This is a genomic window from Pelomonas baiyunensis, from assembly GCF_043555935.1.
In the GTDB taxonomy this organism is placed as follows: domain Bacteria; phylum Pseudomonadota; class Gammaproteobacteria; order Burkholderiales; family Burkholderiaceae_C; genus Pelomonas; species Pelomonas baiyunensis.
Genome location: NZ_JBIGIB010000003.1, coordinates 752,439 through 768,402, shown reverse-complemented (window position 1 = coordinate 768,402; position 15,964 = coordinate 752,439). Strand labels below are relative to the sequence as shown.

Annotated in this window: 15 protein-coding genes; 3 read left to right on the top strand and 12 right to left on the bottom strand. The window is 72.1% G+C overall.

Annotated features, from left to right (window positions below; genetic code table 11):
• Window positions 1–7: 7 nt before the first annotated feature.
• The 7 genes from ACG01O_RS13990 to tsaB are packed head-to-tail and all read right to left on the bottom strand — an operon-like array spanning window position 8 to window position 6,841.
• Window positions 8–1,267 carry an FCSD flavin-binding domain-containing protein gene (locus ACG01O_RS13990; RefSeq protein WP_394385585.1) on the bottom strand — a complete coding sequence of 420 codons (1,260 nt, stop codon included), beginning with the start codon at window positions 1,265–1,267 and terminating at the stop codon, window positions 8–10.
• Window positions 1,264–1,578 carry a c-type cytochrome gene (locus ACG01O_RS13985; protein WP_394385583.1) on the bottom strand — a complete coding sequence of 105 codons (315 nt, stop codon included), beginning with the start codon at window positions 1,576–1,578 and terminating at the stop codon, window positions 1,264–1,266. Before ACG01O_RS13985 ends, ACG01O_RS13990 begins: the two co-directional genes overlap by 4 nt.
• A 14-nt stretch (window positions 1,579–1,592) precedes the next feature.
• Window positions 1,593–2,672 carry a class I SAM-dependent methyltransferase gene (locus ACG01O_RS13980; protein WP_394385581.1) on the bottom strand — a complete coding sequence of 360 codons (1,080 nt, stop codon included), beginning with the start codon at window positions 2,670–2,672 and terminating at the stop codon, window positions 1,593–1,595.
• A gap of 8 nt (window positions 2,673–2,680) precedes the next feature.
• Entirely contained in the window at window positions 2,681–4,756 is a 2,076-nt protein-coding gene (locus ACG01O_RS13975) for a putative bifunctional diguanylate cyclase/phosphodiesterase (protein WP_394385579.1), read from the bottom strand.
• Window positions 4,753–5,685 carry a uracil-DNA glycosylase gene (locus ACG01O_RS13970; protein WP_394385577.1) on the bottom strand — a complete coding sequence of 311 codons (933 nt, stop codon included), beginning with the start codon at window positions 5,683–5,685 and terminating at the stop codon, window positions 4,753–4,755. The genes ACG01O_RS13975 and ACG01O_RS13970 overlap by 4 nt, the downstream gene beginning before the upstream one ends.
• Window positions 5,682–6,152, bottom strand: a complete 471-nt coding sequence (rimI, locus tag ACG01O_RS13965; RefSeq protein ID WP_394385653.1) for a ribosomal protein S18-alanine N-acetyltransferase — start codon at window positions 6,150–6,152, stop codon at window positions 5,682–5,684. The genes ACG01O_RS13970 and rimI overlap by 4 nt, the downstream gene beginning before the upstream one ends.
• 5 nt (window positions 6,153–6,157) lie before the next feature.
• Window positions 6,158–6,841 carry a tRNA (adenosine(37)-N6)-threonylcarbamoyltransferase complex dimerization subunit type 1 TsaB gene (gene tsaB / locus ACG01O_RS13960; RefSeq protein ID WP_394385575.1) on the bottom strand — a complete coding sequence of 228 codons (684 nt, stop codon included), beginning with the start codon at window positions 6,839–6,841 and terminating at the stop codon, window positions 6,158–6,160.
• 23 nt (window positions 6,842–6,864) lie between these two features.
• Between tsaB and dacB the strand changes: the two genes are divergently transcribed.
• A complete protein-coding gene (gene dacB, locus ACG01O_RS13955) occupies window positions 6,865–8,256 on the top strand; it encodes a D-alanyl-D-alanine carboxypeptidase/D-alanyl-D-alanine endopeptidase (RefSeq protein ID WP_394385573.1) in 1,392 nt (463 codons plus the stop codon).
• A gap of 12 nt (window positions 8,257–8,268) precedes the next feature.
• On the opposite strand, the gene ACG01O_RS13950 is transcribed toward dacB, so the two are convergent.
• Window positions 8,269–9,312 carry an alpha/beta hydrolase family protein gene (locus ACG01O_RS13950; protein WP_394385571.1) on the bottom strand — a complete coding sequence of 348 codons (1,044 nt, stop codon included), beginning with the start codon at window positions 9,310–9,312 and terminating at the stop codon, window positions 8,269–8,271.
• Between the two features lie 212 nt (window positions 9,313–9,524).
• On the opposite strand from ACG01O_RS13950, the gene lepB reads away from it, so the two are divergent.
• Complete coding sequence (lepB, locus tag ACG01O_RS13945; protein WP_394385569.1) at window positions 9,525–10,211, top strand: signal peptidase I; 687 nt, start codon at window positions 9,525–9,527, stop codon at window positions 10,209–10,211.
• 76 nt (window positions 10,212–10,287) lie between these two features.
• Here lepB and ACG01O_RS13940 read toward each other — a convergent pair whose 3' ends face one another.
• The 3 genes from ACG01O_RS13940 to ACG01O_RS13930 all read right to left on the bottom strand — a co-directional run bounded on the left by ACG01O_RS13940 (window position 10,288) and on the right by ACG01O_RS13930 (window position 13,461).
• Window positions 10,288–10,950, bottom strand: a complete 663-nt coding sequence (locus ACG01O_RS13940; protein WP_394385567.1) for a PEP-CTERM sorting domain-containing protein — start codon at window positions 10,948–10,950, stop codon at window positions 10,288–10,290.
• A gap of 199 nt (window positions 10,951–11,149) precedes the next feature.
• Entirely contained in the window at window positions 11,150–12,484 is a 1,335-nt protein-coding gene (locus ACG01O_RS13935) for an ABC transporter permease (RefSeq protein WP_394385565.1), read from the bottom strand.
• 47 nt (window positions 12,485–12,531) lie between these two features.
• Window positions 12,532–13,461, bottom strand: coding sequence for an ABC transporter ATP-binding protein (locus tag ACG01O_RS13930; RefSeq protein WP_394385563.1), 930 nt, complete (start codon window positions 13,459–13,461; stop codon window positions 12,532–12,534).
• 142 nt (window positions 13,462–13,603) lie between these two features.
• On the opposite strand from ACG01O_RS13930, the gene ACG01O_RS13925 reads away from it, so the two are divergent.
• Window positions 13,604–14,506, top strand: a complete 903-nt coding sequence (locus ACG01O_RS13925; RefSeq protein ID WP_394385561.1) for a lactate/malate family dehydrogenase — start codon at window positions 13,604–13,606, stop codon at window positions 14,504–14,506.
• Window positions 14,507–14,526: 20 nt separating this feature from the next.
• On the opposite strand, the gene ACG01O_RS13920 is transcribed toward ACG01O_RS13925, so the two are convergent.
• Window positions 14,527–15,606 carry a methyl-accepting chemotaxis protein gene (locus ACG01O_RS13920; protein ID WP_394385559.1) on the bottom strand — a complete coding sequence of 360 codons (1,080 nt, stop codon included), beginning with the start codon at window positions 15,604–15,606 and terminating at the stop codon, window positions 14,527–14,529.
• Window positions 15,607–15,964: the final 358 nt, after the last annotated feature.

Sequence of the window (15,964 nt, the reverse complement as noted above, 5' to 3'; positions counted from 1 at the left end):
CCCCGAGTCAGCGCAGGGCCAGGGTGTCAGCCCAGATGTTCTCGGCCCAGCCCCGCGCGATGTCGGCCTCGGCCGCACTCGCAGCTGCTGACACGCCGCCAGCGCCGGGCACCGCCCGCAGCGTGCGCCCTGGCGGGTCGTACTGGTGCACCGAGGCCACGTGGGCGGCCAGGTCGGCCGTGACGAAGCTGTAGCAGGTGTTCATCACCACCGGGGCCGGGTTCACCGGCTCGCCGGTCAGCAGCGCCAACACGGCGGCTGCGGCCACCTTGGCCTGCTGGTTGGCGAGGTGGGCCGATTTGGGCATGCCCGGCGCGGCGAACAGCGCGTCGCCCACCACATGCACGCCGGGTGCGGCCTGCGCCTCCAGCGTCAGCCAGTCCACCCCCACCCAGCGGCGGTTCATGTTCGCCAACGGCAGCGCCAGGTCGCCGGCGCGCTGCGGTGGGATGAGGTTGAGCACATCGGCCTTCACGTCCTCGAACTCGAAGCGGGCCGTGCCATCGGGCCGCAACTCCAGCAGCTCGGCATTCGGCCGGTACTCCAGCACGCCGGTATGGTGCTGGGCGAAGGCACGCTCGAACAGGGCCTTCTTGCTCTGGATTTCCGGGTTGGCATCCAGCACCAGCAACTTGGCGCGCGGCTTGGCCCGGCGCAGGTAGTCCGCCACCAGGCAGGCCCGCTCGTACGGGCCGGGCGGGCAGCGGTAGGGCGCTTTGGGAATGCTCATCAGCACCACGCCGCCGTCGGGCAGGGCCTGCAGCTGCCGGCGCAGGGCCAGCGTCTGCGGGCCGGCGCGCCAGGCATGCACGGCCTGGCCGCGGTCGAACGCCGCCTGCAGCCCCGGCACGGTGTCGGTCATGAAGCCGATGCCCGGCGCCAGCACCAGGCGGTCCCAGGTCAAGGGCGCACGGCCTTGCAGGTCCAGCCGCCGGGCCACCGGGTCCAGGCCCAGCACCTCGGCCTGCACACGCCGCACGCCCAAAGCCTCCAGCCCGGCGTACGAGTGCTGCAGCGAAGCGACGTCGGCCAGCCCGGCAATCACGCGGTTGGACATGGGGCAGGACACGAACTGCGCCTCCCGCTCCACCAGCGTCACATCGACCGCGTCGCCGCCCCAGCGCTTCAGGTAGTGCGCCGCCGTGGCACCGCCGAAGCCGCCGCCCACCACCAGCACCCGCGCAGCCGGGCTGCGCGGCGACACCGCGCACGCGCTCAGCCCCAGCGGCGTGGCGGCGGCGGCCAGGGCCTGTCGTCGCGTGATCATGGCCGGGCCTGGGCGGCGAAGTACTGCGCCACCAGACGCAACTGCGCCTCGGTGTAGCCCTTCACGATCTGCGGCATCACGGTGCCGCGCTGGGCGCCGCTGCGGTAATCGGCCAGCGCCTGCAGCATCACTTCGGCCTTCATGCCGGCCAGGGGCGGCAGGACTTCACCGCGGGCGCGCCCTTCGGTGCCATGGCAGGTGGCGCAGGTGGCGGCCAGGCTGCGGGCCTGATTTCCAGGCGCCAGGTCTTGGGCGAACGCCGCGCCTGAAGCGCACAACGCCAGCCCCCACCACCAGCCCACAGCTTTCATGAACGCACTCCCGGTCAGAGTCGGTGCGAACGGTCTCCACGCTCGAAGCCCAGCGCGTCGAACGGCGCGCTCAGCGGGGCGAACCCGATCACCTTGAACAGCTCGCCCATCTCGTGCTCGGCCAGCAGGCGGTGGGCCATGGCCCGCTCCGCCAGCGACGCGCCTTGCAGCAGGTCGGCGATGCCGCAGTTGAGCAGGAAATTGGCCTGGCTGGTGTACCCCAGCACCACCAGCCCGGCGTCCTGCCCGGCCAGCGCGATGCCGGTGAAGTTGACGTGGGCGGTGATGTCCTTGTCGCCCACGGCCACCAGCGGGTCGGGGTCTGCCTGGTGGGCCTGGTGGCACATCAGCGTGCCGCCGCGGCGCTGCGGGTGGTAGTACTCGGCCTCGGGGAAGCCGTAGTCGATGAAGAAGGCCGCGCCGCGCTTGAGCGTGCGCGCCAGCGTGCGGGTGAAGGCTTCGGCCTGCGGGTGGACTTCGGTCACGGTGCCGGGCACGAAACCGGTCTCCAGCGGCGGGCGCAGCATGGTGCTGCGGTCGTCAAACGCCAGGCCCTCGGCCGTGGCCACCACGCCCCGCTCGCGCCAAGCCTGCCCGTCGAACGCCAGCAGCTGCACGGGCATCGCATCCAGCACCTCGTTGCCCACCACCACCGCTTCCAGCGTCGCGGGCAAGGCATCGAGCCATTCCACCCGGTCGGCCCAGTGCTGCAGCCGCTCCCGCTGGCGGCCTTGCAGTTCGCCCGACAGCTCCACGATGCGGTAGGCCGTCAGCCCCGCGCCCAGCGCATCCAGCTCCGCAATGAGTTGCGCAGCCAGCGCCCCGGAGCCGGCACCGAACTCCACCACCTCGCGGCAGCCGGTGGCCTCCATGGCCTGGGCGATCTGGCGCGCCAGCGCCCGGCCAAACAGCGGCGACATCTCCGGCGCGGTGACGAAGTCCGAGCCCTCCGATGGCATCTGCCCGAACTTGCGGCGCCCACCGGCGTAGTAGCCCAGGCCCGGCGCGTACAGGGCCTGGCTCATGAAGCGGTCAAACGGCAGCCAGCCACCGGCAGCGGCGATGTCCTGGCGGATCAGATCGAGAAGGGTCATGACAAGGTTCAACGGGTGCGGGCCCAGGTTTCGAAGTCCGCGGCCGACATGGGGGCGCCCACCAACTCGCCCTGGAAGTGCTGGCAGCCCCAGCTGGCAAGCAGTTGCCACTGGGCCGCCGTGCGCACGCCTTCGGCAGTGACGCTCAGCCCCAGACCCACAGCCATCTGCACGATGGCCCGGGTGATGGCCTGTGCGCCGACGTCATCCGGCAGGCGGGCGACGAAGCCCTGGTCGATCTTGAGCTTGTCCAGCGGCAGCTCGGTCAAGTGGGCCAGCGAGGTGTAGCCGGTGCCGAAGTCGTCCACCGACACGGTCAGGCCCAGCGCCCGCAGTTGGGCCAGCGTGGCCGGCGCGTCTTGAATGTCGTCCACCAGCATGCGCTCGGTCAGTTCCAGCTCCAGCCACTGGCCTTGCGCGCCGGCCTCGGCCAGCACGCGCTGCACGGTGTCCACAAAGCCGTCCAGGTGGAACTGGATGCTGGAGAGGTTGACGGCAATGCGCATGGCGCCGTGGCCCTGCGTCAGGCCGCGTTCGCGCCAGCGCCGCGCAGTGGCGGCGGCCTCGCGCAGCACCCACTCGCCCAGCGGGAGCATCAGGCGGTGCCGCTCGGCCACGAAGATGAAGGCGTCCGGGCTCAGCAGGCCGCGCTTGGGGTGGCGCCAGCGCAGCAGGGCTTCGGCCCCGGTCAGCTGGCCGGTGGCGGCGTCCACCTGGGGCTGGAAGAACAGCTCGAACTCGTTGCGGGTGAGCCCCTGCGCCAGCTCCGCCTCCAGCACCAGGTCGGCGTAGGCCGTCTCGGCCAGCGCCGGCTCGAAGAACTGGTACGTGGCCCGCCCGCGGGCCTTGGCGCGGTACATGGCGGTGTCGGCGTGCTGGATAAGCTCGTTCGGGTGGCGGCCGTCGTCCGGGTACACCGCCACGCCGATGGACGGCGTCACTGACAGCGCGCGGCCGTCGGCCTTCACGGGCACCTCCACCACCGACAGCAACGCCTCCAACACCACCACGATGTCGTCGCGGCTCTCCAGGTCGCTGAGCAGCACCACGAATTCATCGCCACCAAAACGGCCCACGAGGTCGCTGCTGCGCAGCGCGCCCACCAGGCGCTCGGACACGGTCACCAACACCTGGTCGCCTTCCAGGTGACCGAGGGAGTCGTTGACGCGTTTGAAGTTGTCCAGGTCGATGAACAGCAGCGCCAGCATCTCGCCGCGGCGCTCGGCCCGCTGCATCTGCTGCGCCATGCGCTCCATGAAGGCGGTGCGGTTGAGCAGCCCGGTGAGGCCGTCGTGGTGGGCCAGGTGCTGGATGCGGGCCTCGTGGGCCAGCCGGTCGCGGATGTCGCGCACCACGGCCATGCGCAGTTGCTCGCCGTCGCGCACCAGCGTGCGCATGATCAGCTCCACCGGAATGTGCGAGCCGTCGCGGTGCAGGATCACCGTCTCGTAGCGCAACTCCTCGCCGCGCTGCATCACCTCACGCACCTTGGGCAGTTCGTCCTCGGGCACGAAGCTCAGCACATGCTGGCCCACAAGCGCTTCACGCGACCAGCCGGTCAGCTCGATCAGCGGCTGGTTCACGTCCGTCATCACACCATTGCGGTGGAACAGGATGCCCTCCACCGTGGCCTGCATGAACTTGTCCAGCCGCAGCTCGCTCTCGCGCAGGCGCCGTTCGGCCTGGCGGTGGCGCGTGATGTCGTACACCAGCACCCAGCTGCCCAGCAGCGTGCCCTGGTCGTCGAACTGCGGCAGCAGGTGCACTTCCAGGCAGGTCTCGCCGCCATCCGGCCGGGTCAGCGAGCGCTCGTAAACGATGGGCTCGCGCGTGCGCACCAGCTCTTCTACCGGCCCACGCACCTGGGCATAGGCTTCGGCGCCCACGATCTCGCTGAAGTGCAGGCCCACGATGGACTGCTGCGTCAGCCCGAAGGCCTGGGCGTAGCCGCGGTTGGCGAACAGGCAGCGGTGGTCCGACGCGCCGTACAGCGCGATCCACGCGGGCACGTGGTCGGCCAACATGCGAAACCGCGCGGCGTCCAGTGCCTGGCGTCGCAGGTCGGCTTCGTCGAGATAGCTCACCGACCCGCCACCGTCTGCAGGGCCAGGCGCAGGTCGTCCCAGGCGCCGGCCTTGTCCGCCGGGGCGCGCAACAGGTAGGCCGGCGGGAAGGACACCACCACCGGCAGCCCATGCCAGCGGTGCACCTGCCCGCGCAGCCGGCCCAGCGGCTCGTTCAAGCCGGTGAGCCGACGCGCCGCCTGCAGCCCGAGGGCCAACACCAGCGTGGGCCGCAGCAGGGCCACTTGCTGCGCCAGCACGGCTTCACAAGCGGCCAACTCGGCAGGTTGCGGCGCCCGGCCACGCGGCGGGCGGCACTTCACCACCGGCGTCACAAAGGCCGTGGGGGCCTCGCCCTGCGCCCCGGGCACGCGGCGCTGCCCGGCGGCGGCGAGCATGCGGTCCAGCAAACGGCCGGCGTCACCCACCAGGGGTTGACCGGCGCCGTCATCGGCCTCGTCGGGCGGGTCGGTCACCACCAGCCACCGCACCGCGTCCACCGCACCGGCGCCGAACACCGGCTGGCGGCGCTGCTCGCACAGGCCACAAGCGCGGCACCCGGCCACCGCCTGCTCCAGGGCCGGCCAATCCAGGCCCGCCAAGTCGGTGCGCGTGGCCGGCACCAGGCCCGCCACGGCGGAGGCGGCCGACACGGCGGGGCGGGCCGAGGCCGCAGCAGACACATCGGTCGGCAGGTCGGCTCGCTCGTCACGGGGCGCGGCTGACGCCACGGCCGGTGCGCGCGGGGCGGGAGCGGGCGCGGGGGCCGCCGGCCGCGGGCGCTCCACGGCCGGTGCTGAACGGTGGGCCGGGGCGGCGTCGTGCAGGGCCGTCGCCGCAGCGGCGTCCGTAACGTCGTCCAGCACGGCGGTGTCGCCCTCCTGCGCAGCAGGCGGCAGGCGATAGCCCATCTCGGCCAGCATGGCCCGTTGTCGTGCGTCCCAGCTCATGCGACCGCCAAGCTCATCAGCAGCGCGTCTTCGCGCGGGCCCGACACCACCGGGTAGTAGGCCCGTCGGCGGCCCACCTCGGTGAATCCGTAGCGGGCATACACCGCCTGCGCACGCAGGTTGCTGACCCGCACCTCCAGCCACAGCTGCGTCAGTTGGCGGGTGCGGCACACCTCCACCAGGCGGTCCAGCATCTGCACCGCCAGCCCGCGCCCTTGCCAGGCCGGCGCCACGGTGATGTTGAGCAGGTGCATTTCGTCCACGCCGGGCATGGCGACCCAGTAGCCCATCAACTCGGCGCGCGGGCCACGCAGCACTTCAGCGGGGTAGTCGGCCGCGAGGGAGTCCACAAAGTTGCCATGCGTCCAGGGCACGGGGTAGGCGTGGCGCTCGACCGCCATCACCTCGGTGAGGTCCGGCACGCGCATGGCGGCGGCCTCGAAGGGCGGCAGTGGGCGGTCGACCATCGCGTTCACGCGCGCTGCTCCCGCTCGGCGGTGGTCAGGGCCACCTTGTCGCGCACGTACACCGGCAAGGCTTCAGCGGCGTCGCGCAAGTCGCCCCGGGCCCAGGCAGCCAGGGCCAGCGTGCCCAGAGCCTGCGCGCGCGAGTGGGCCTGCGGCCAGGGCGACGCCACCGGACCGAGCGCCTCGGCATAGGCCGTCAATGCCGTGCCGGCCACCGCCGCCGGCTGGCCCCAGTGCGCCCGCAGCGCGGCCGGGGCGTACAGGGCCGGGGCGTCCAGCACGGTCCAGCCCTGGGGCGTCAGGCGGTAGTGCGCGGCATAGATTTCACCGATGCGCGCGTCCATGGCCACCCAGAGGTCGTCGCCCGCGCCTTGGCGGTGGGCGTCTTGCGCCACCAGCATCAGGCTGTCCACCGCCAGCACCGGCTTGTCCAGCCCGAAGGCCAGCCCCTGCGCCACGGCACAGGCGGTGCGCAGGCCGGTGAAGGCGCCCGGCCCCTGGCCGTAGGCGATGGCGTCCAGATCGGCCAGCCGCAACCCGGCTTTCGCCACCAGGGCTTGGGCCTGCGGCAGGGCCTGCGACGAGGCCTGGGCGCCGCCATCCAGCTCGGCCGCCTGCACGCCGTCCGGCGTCACAAGGGCCAGAGCCAGGGTCTCGGTGGAGCTGTCGATGGCCAGGATCACGGGCATCGGGGCAGTGTAACTTTCGGGTCATGCGCAAACAGGTTCTGGCATGGGTGTTGGGGGGGTGGACCTTCGGCTTGTGGGCGGCCCCCGCCACCCCGGAATCGGCGCTGCCGCTGGCGGTTCAGGTCGCACTGAAGCAGGCCCAGGTGCCCGCCTCGGCGCTGGGCGTGGTGGTGCAGGCGCTGGACGAAGCCCAGCCCCGGCTGGCCTGGCAGGCCGCGCTGCCGATGAACCCCGCGTCGTTGACCAAGCTGGTCACCAGCCTGGCGGCGCTCGACACCCTCGGCCCCGCCTGGCAATGGCAGACCCCGGTCTGGCTGACCGACGACGGCGGCCTGGCAGTGCAAGGCAGCGGCGACCCGCGCCTGAGCCTGGAGCGGCTCTGGGCCGGCCTGCGGCGGCTGAACCTGACGGAACTGCGCGGCCCGCTGCGGCTGGATCGCAGCGCCTTCACGCCGGGCACGGCCGAGCCGGGCGACTTCGACGGCGAACCCTGGCGCGTGGGCAACGCCCAACCCGAAGCCCTGCTGCTGAACGCCAAGGCCGTGACCTACACCGTGCGGGTGGACGGCAGCACGGCCCGCATCACCGCCGACCCGCCGCTGGACGCCGCGCAAACCGTGCCCACCACCGCCGGCGCCTGCGGCGACTGGCGGGGCGCGCTCAAACTGCAATGGGCGGCTGGCCAGCGCCCGCGCTTTGCCGGCAGCTATCCGGCCGCGTGCGGCGAGCAAGCCTGGACCCTGGCCGACCCCGACCCCGCCAGCTACCCCGCCCGGCTGCTGACCGTCCTGCTGCGCGAGGCCGGCATCGCCTGGCGGCACGACGCGGTGCTGGACGCGCCGGCCCCCTCCACCGCGCCCACACTGACCTGGCCCGGCCCGACGCTGGCCGAAGCGTTGCGCGACATGAACAAGGTCAGCAGCAACCTGATGGCGCAGCAGGTGCTGCTCAGCGCCGCCCGCGCCGCCGGCGTGACGGCCCCCTCGCCCGACACCGCAGCCGCCTGGCTGCAAACCTGGCTGGACGCCCACGCGGGCCGCACCCCGGCCACGCGCGTCGTCAACGGCTCGGGGCTGGCGCGCGAAACCCGCATCAGCCCCGGCCAGTTGGCGGCCCTGCTGCGCTGGGGCTGGGACCAGCCCTGGATGCCCGAATGGCTGGCCTCGCTGCCGGTGGCGGGGCTGGACGGCACGCTGACCCGCCAGCCCGGCCGCTTCGGCGGCGCGACGGGCCGCGCCCACCTCAAGACCGGCTCGTTGCGCGACGTGGTGGCGCTGGCCGGCATCGTGCACGCCCCGTCCGGCAAACGCTGGGTGATGGTGGCCGTGGTGAACCACCCGCAGGCGCAAGCCGCGCGCGGCGTGCTGGATGCCGTGCTGCGCTGGACCGCGCAGGACGCCCCGCCGGCCCGCTGAACACCGCTTCGCTCAACGCAACGCCGTCTTCAGGAAGGTCAGCACGCGCGCGCTGGTTTCGGCCTGCCAGGCGGCGCGGTCGAAGCCTGCCGGGTCCCAGGCCGGGTCCAGGCCGGGGGCGCCCATCGGGCCGGTGGCGGCCTGGAAAAACGCGAAGTGCCCGGCCTGGTCGCCCGTCACGCACTGCGCCCGAGGCAGCGCTGCGCACAGCGCGCCGCCGTGGAAGGCGTGGGCCAGCACCTCGTCGCGCCGGCTGGCCTGGATCAGCACCGGCACGTCCACGCGCGCCGCCAGGGTGTCCAGGTCCAGCCCCTGGCCGAGCGGCGACATGGCCACCACCGCGCGGATGCGCGCGTCCTTCACCGACGGCAGCGCGGCCGAGCCGGCGGGCAGCACGGGCGCCGGCTTGTCGGGGCTGAAGCCCCCGAGCCGGCACATGGCGGCGTCGCCCTGCAGGCCCGCGCCGGCTGCGCTGCAATGGTTGACCAGCCGCACGCGGTCGGGTTGGCCGCCGGCCAGCGCCAGCACGGTGTGGCCACCTGCCGAGTGACCCACGGCGGCAATGCGCCGGGTGTCCACCTGTGGCCCCCACTGCGGGTCGGCCAACAGCGCGTCGAGCGCGCGGCTGAGCTGGCGCGGGCGCTCGGCGAGGTAGTCGGGGCGGGTCACGCCGCTGCGGTCCTGGAAATGGTCGCCCGGGTGGCGAACGCTCAACACCAGGAAGCCCTCGGCGGCCAGTTGCCGCGCCAGCCAGGCATGGCCCAGCTCGTGGCCCCCGGTGCCGTGTGAGATCAGCACCAGCGGCCGCACGCCCGGCGTGACCGGCGCCCCGGGCGTGACCGCCACTTCAAACGGGCCGAACCGCTGCGGCGTGGCCGGCGCGGGGCTGGGGTACCAGATCACGCCTTCGGGCACCCCGACGTCGGCACCCGCCCAGGCGCTGCGCTGCAGGCCCACCTGGGCCGCGGCCGGCAGGGCGGGCAGGAGGCTCGCGGCCATCAGCGCGGCGGCGCCCAGGCGGGCGATGACAGAGCGGCGGGAAGCGTTGTGGAACATGGCAAACCTCTGGAGGGGCGGGAGTGGGAATGGGTACATCCTGGCCCTGCCGAACAGGCGCGGCCAGCCCGGCGCGACCGGTCGCCAGCCCGGGGCGCCAATCGACGGTGCGACAGACCAGCGGCCCGCGCCGGCCGCCATCCATGTCGCCGAACCCGCCATTCGCCCGCCCACGCCACCGCCGGCTCCGGCAGCGCGCCAGCATGGCGGCCATGAACCTGCGCCACCCCCTCCGCGAGAACCGCGGCTTCCTCCTGTTCCTGCTCAGCTTCGCGCTGTTCCGCACCGCGGTGGCCGACTGGAACCCCATCCCCTCCGGCTCCATGCGCCCCACCCTGCTGGAAGGTGACGTGGTGCTGGTGAACCGGCTGGCCTACGACCTCAAGGTGCCGCTGACCGACGTGGTGCTGCTGCCCCTGGGCGAACCGCAGCGCGGCGATGTGGTGACGCTGAGCTCCCCCGCCGGCGGCACGCGGCTGATCAAGCGCATCGTGGGCCTGCCGGGTGACCGGGTGGCGATGCACAACGGCACGGTGTGGATCAACGGCGCGCCACTGCAGTACGCCGATGTGCACACCGTGGGCGAGCGGCTGGCCCCGGGCTGGCCGGTGGATGCCGTGCGGGCCACCGAGCAACTCGGCCCCCGCGCCCACACCGTGCAGTTCCTGCCCGGCGTGTCGGCCCGGCGCGATGTGCCCGAACGCGTGGTGCCCGCCGGCGAGTACTTCGTGCTGGGCGACAACCGCGACAACAGCGAGGACTCCCGCTTCATCGGCACCGTGCCGCGCGAAAAACTCATCGGCCGGGCGCACCACGTGCTGGTAGCCGCCGACTGGCTGGGCGAGGACGGCTGGCGGATGGCGCCGCGTCTGGACCGCTGGCTCACCGCCATTCGCTGAGGCGCACCGCAGAAAGCAAAAAGCCCCCGCCGAACACTCGGCGGGGGCTTCAGCCCGTTCAGGGCGATCCGTTGGATCAGGCTTGGCGGCGGCGGCGAGCGGCAGCGACGCCCACCAGGCCCAGGCCCACCAGGGCCAGCGAGGCCGGCTCGGGCACGGTGTTGGCGGCCGCGCCGTACAGGCGGAAGGCCATGTCGCCGATCGGGGCGGCATGCGAGTAGTTCACGCCGTTGAATTGCGCCATGCGTCCGTCACCACCGGCCACGCCGTTCAGGCCGGTCTGGGTGAAGAAGTCCACACCAAAGCCGGACATGCCGATCCAGTAGTCCACGCCCGCTTGCATCAGGAACGCCGTGAAATCGGCGTGCAGGCGATGCTGGTTGGACGAGGAGGTGCCGTTGCTGTCGACAGCCGAAATCGTGGTGCCGTAGGCGGCCAGTTCGGCGCCGGGCGCAGCCGCACCACCTGCGCGAATGCTGACCATGGCGCTGTTGCCCAGGGCGCCCCAACTCTTGCCGTTGAAGATGTCGATGCCCGACACCAGCGTGTCTGCCGCGAAGCTCACCTTCTCATAGAAATGCTGGCCGCTGTAGCCATTGCTCCAGCCGTCGTTGGTGACCGCGCCACCGGTGGCGGCCGGGCTCCAGTCCCACACCACCGGCGCGGCGTGCGCAGCGCCAAGACCCAAGCTCAGTGCCAGACCGGCAGCGCAGGCCAGCATCGTTTTCTTCATGTTCATGTTGTGCTCCAAGTGACGGCCTCCGCACCCGGGCGCCTCCATGGCACACGGGCCCCACCCTCGTGGCCGCCGCGCATTCTCAGAAGCTGTCCCCGGCCCGCCGTGCCGGCGAGCCCCCACGGTCGCGGGGCGACGCCGACACGCCCAGGCCTGAACCGTGCAGTCCGTCACGAACGGCGTCGCGCTGACCGCACGAGCCTCACTCCTCCCACCGAAACCGCCACACCGCGACCGCACCGAACGCGGCGGTGAACCCGAGCATCACCGCGCTGGGCAGCACCGCCGCCGAGAACGGCTGGCCGCGCCAGGTCATGGCGTCCAGCGCGTCCACAGCCCAGCGGGTGGGCACGGCGAGCGACACGGTTTGCAGCCACTCCGGGAAGATGAAGGACGGCACCCAGGCGCCGCCCAGCATCACCATCAGCAGCGTGGCCAGGATGGCCAGGCCGCGGGTGGCCTCGGGCGTGCGGCCGAGTGCCGCAATCAGCAGGCCAAAGCTCGCCGTCAGCAGCGAAAAGCACACGAGCACCAGGGCCAGGCCCGCCGCACTGCCCCGCACCCGCACGCCGAAGGCGGCCATCGCCACGGCGTAGATGACCGTGAACACCACCAGTGCAATCGCAGCGCCCGCCAGGATGCGGCTGCCCAGCAGCTGCGTGCGCGACAGCGGTGCAGCCCGCAAGCGCTTCCACAAGCCCAGGCGGCGCATCAGCAGCAGGCCCAACCCCAGCTCCACACCGCTCATCAGGATGAACTGCACGCCCATGCCAGCGAACGAATGGGCGTAGCTGTTGTAGGCCGCCGGCGCGGCATTCGCGGAAGTTTGCACGGCCTCGATTTCACGGGTGGTGTAGGGCATGGACAGGCCCCCGGCCGGTGCCGAAGCGCCGCCTGCGGCACCCTTGGCACCCGCAGCGGACGCAGCGGCAGCGGCAGCGGCATCGGCGGCCTCGCGCTGCTGCACCGCCTGGATGCTGTCGAACATGCGCACGAGTTCCGCCCGGCGCGTGGGGTCCAGGTCGTGCGCCTGCACCACCTGCTGCTTCATCTGGCCCAGCATGGGGCTGTGCGCGCTGAAGGTGCTGCGGCTGACCTCCTGCATCACCGTCTGCGCGAGCAACCCACGCACCACGGCCAGCGCACTGGCCTGGGAGGGGTCGTAATGCAGCTGAATCTCCGGCTTGGTGCCGGCGCCGAACAGCGCCGCCCCGGCCTGCTGGCCCAGGCCGGCCGGCAGCACAGCCACGGCCCGCAACGTGCCGGCACGCACCGCGGCCAAGGCGTCGGCCTCGGGCAGCAGCTGGGTCTTGAGCAGCGCATCGGCCTGCAGCGCCGCCACCACCTGGCGTGACAGCGGGCTGTCGTCCCGGTCGACCACGGCGATGGGAATGGTGGAGGGCTTGCTGCTGCCGCCGAACAGGCTGCCGAAGAACGCGGCAATCAGAATCGGCGCCACGATGCTCATCAGCACCGCGCGGCGGTTGGAGAAGTGCAGCAACAGCTCTGCACGAACGAGGGCCAGTACGGCATTCATGAGGGAACCTCCGAGGGCGTCAGCGGGTGGGTTTCGGTGCGGCGGGTTCAGTCCCGCAGCGCGCGGCCGGTGAGTTGCAGGAACACGTCTTCGAGCGTGGCGCGGGCCGAGGCGAGGCCCCGCACCTTCACGCCCCGCGTGGCCAGGGCCGCCAGCAGCGCGGCCGTGTCGCGGCCCACATCAGCGAGTTGCACGTCCAGCCGCTGACCCGTACGCGTGACGCCGGGCAGGCCGGCGAGCGCGGCGTCGGCCACCTCGCCGTCCAGTTCCACCCGCAGGGTTTGCGCCGCCGGCAACTGCGCGAACAGCTGGGCCTGCGTGCCGCTGGCCACCACGCGACCGTGGTCCACGATGGTGAGGTGGTCGGCCAGGCGTTCGGCCTCTTCCATGTAGTGCGTGGTGTAGACCAGCGCCTTGCCCTGGGCCTTCAGGGCTTCCAGCGTGTCGAAGATGGCGTTGCGGCTTTGTGGGTCCACACCGGCGGTGGGCTCGTCCAGCAGCAGCACGTCGGGGTCGTGCATGAGCGCGCAGGCGATGTTCAGCCGCCGCTTCATGCCGCCGGAGAAGGTGGCGGGCTTGTCGCCGGCGCGGTCGGCCAGACCCACGGCGGCGAGCACCGTCTCGGCGCGGCGGCGGATGACCTCGGCCGGCAGACCGTACAACGCACCGCACAGACTCAGGTTCATGCGGGCGGGGAGGTCCTCGTACAGCGCAATGTCTTGCGGCACGAGGCCGATGCGGCGCTTGTACGCGGCCTCGTCGGCGGCCAGCGTCACCCCGCCGGACAGCGTCACCTCACCGGCGTCGGGCCGGGTCAGGCCGCAAAGCATGCCCACGGTGGTGGACTTGCCCGCCCCGTTGGGGCCCAGCAGCCCCAGCACCTCGCCCCGGCGCAGCGTGAGGCTCACGTCCTGCACCGCCACCCGCGCGCCATAGGCCTTGCGCAGGCCCCGGGCCACCAACACCTCGTCCGTCATGCCGTGTTCTCCTGAAGGAATGCGCCGCATGCTAGGCAAGCCGCCGCATCGGGTGCAGCCGGCTGCGACGAACGGCAAGCCCGGGGCGCGAATCGCCGCCACCCCGGCGCCAACCGGGCGCGCCGGCGGCCATACTGTGGCCATGAAAGCTCGCATCGGCATCATCGGCACCGGCTGGGTTGGCACCAGCGTCGCGTTCTCCACCCTGCTGGCCGGCCACGGCCGGGAACTCTGGTTGCACGACACGCGTGCCGCGGTGGCCGAAGGCGAGGCCCTGGACCTGACCGACGGCGCCGCGTTCTACCCGCCGTGCGAGGTGCGCGCGGTGCCGCTGGCGCAGATGCGCGACGCCGATGTGGTGGTGCTGGCCGCAGGCCGCAACGGCCGGCCCGACGAAAGCCGGCTCGACCTGCTGCGCGACAACGCCCGCATTGCCGCGGGCATGGGGGTGGCGCTCAAGGGCTTTGCGGGCATCGTCATCGTCGTCACCAACCCCGTGGATGTGCTGACCCGCGTGGTGCAAGCCGCCAGCGGCCTGCCGCCCGAGCGGGTGATGGGCACCGGCACGCTGCTGGACACCGCCCGACTGCGCGAGCGGCTGGCGGTGCGCTTGGGCGTGGCCACGCAGTCGGTGCATGCACAGGTGGTGGGCGAGCACGGCGACTCGTCCGTGCCGCTGTGGTCCGGCGCGCGGGTGGGCGGCACGGCGCTGCGCGATTGGCCCGGCTGGCAGGCCGAGGACGAGGCGGCGCTCACGCAACAGGTGCGCCGCGCGGCCTACGAGGTCATCCAGCGAAAGGGGGCCACCAACCACGCCATCGGCCTGGTCACGGCCGAGCTGATCGGCTGCATCGTCAACGACGAACGCCGCCTGTTGCCCGTCAGCCGCGTGCAGGACAACGGCGTGGCGCTGTCACTGCCGGCCCTGGTGGGCGCCGCTGGCGCGCTGGAGGCCACTGCACCGGCCATGGACCGGGCCGAGCGGGCCGCACTCGTGGCGTCCAGCGACCTGCTGGACCGCGCCTTCGGCAGCCTGGCGGGCTGATCGGGCCCGCCCCCGGCACATCAGGTGCGGAAGCGGCCCACCAGCTCGTTGAGCCGCTGGGCCTGCGACTTCAGGCTCTCGGCCGCGGCCGCGCCCTCTTCCACCAGCGCAGCGTTCTGCTGCATGGACTGATCCAGCCGGTCCACCGAGTCGGCGATGTCGCGCAGGCCGGCGCTCTGGGTGCGGGCCAGTTCGGTGGCGTCCTTGATCAGCGAGGCCACACGCTCCACGCTGGCCACCACGTCCTGCATCTGCGTGCCGGCGTCGTTCACCAGGCGCGAGCCGGCGTCCACCTGCTCCACGCTGGCGTTGATCAGCGTCTTGATTTCCTTGGCCGCGCCGGCCGAGCGCTGCGCGAGCGACCGCACTTCGGACGCCACCACCGCAAAGCCCCGGCCCTGCTCGCCCGCACGCGCAGCTTCCACGGCAGCGTTCAGCGCAAGGATGTTGGTCTGGAAGGCGATGCCGTCGATCACGCCAATGATGTCGGCGATCTTGCGGCTGCTCTGGCTCACGCCGTTCATCGCTTCCACCGCGTGCAGCACCACCTCACCGCTTTGGCGCGCCTGGGTGGAGGTGTTCTGCGCCAGTTGGCTGGCCTCGACCATGGCCTCGCTGCTGTGGCGCGCGGCCTCGGTCATCTGGCGCATGGAGCTGGCGGCTTGCTGCAGGTCGGCGCTGCCCTGCTCGGTGCGCTGCGAGAGGTCCAGGTTGCCGGCGGCGATTTCGGTGGCGGCGGTGTTCACCTGCTCGGCACCGTCGCGCAGCGTGCCCATCATGCTGCGCAGCGTGGTTTGCAGCTTGAGCATCATGGACATGCCGGCCCGCGCCGACGCGTTGCCGCGCAGCACGATGTCGTCGCGCAGGTCGCCCTCGCTCATGCTGGAGGCGCCGCCCATCAGGTCGCGCAGGAAGTCGCCGGTGCTCTTGGCGCCGTCGATGTAGATCAGCGCGATCAGCCCGCCCAGCACCAGGCTGCCGCCGATCAACCAACCTGCCGACATGCCCATCAGCACCCCGGCGATCACATGCACTTGCAGGGCGACCGTGAGGCCGAGGTACAGCGCAACGCGCTGGGCGATGGACAAGTTGGCAAACATGCGGGTGTCTCCGGCGGCGGTGTGAACAGGGGTGCGGCAAGGGGCGCCCTCTGTGGGGCGTTCAGCCCAATGTAGCCCAGCCCCTGGGCCTGCCCAAACGTCCGGCGGGGACGCCCGCGAACGCAATCCGGACCTTTCGCACTGCACCGGCGCCTTCGTGCGCCGACGTCATTCCGGGGCGGCGGGCCTGCCGGTCGCGCCCAGCAACAAAGCTTCGATGTAGCGCTACCAATCGGAATTTGCAGGTGCGGTCGATCGGGAAATCCCTGCCGAATTCCAATTGGGAAACAAGAATATGTAGCGCTATCATTTTGGCGCCGGCCTCCGTGCGTCAACGAACCGGCCCTGGATGGCGCCA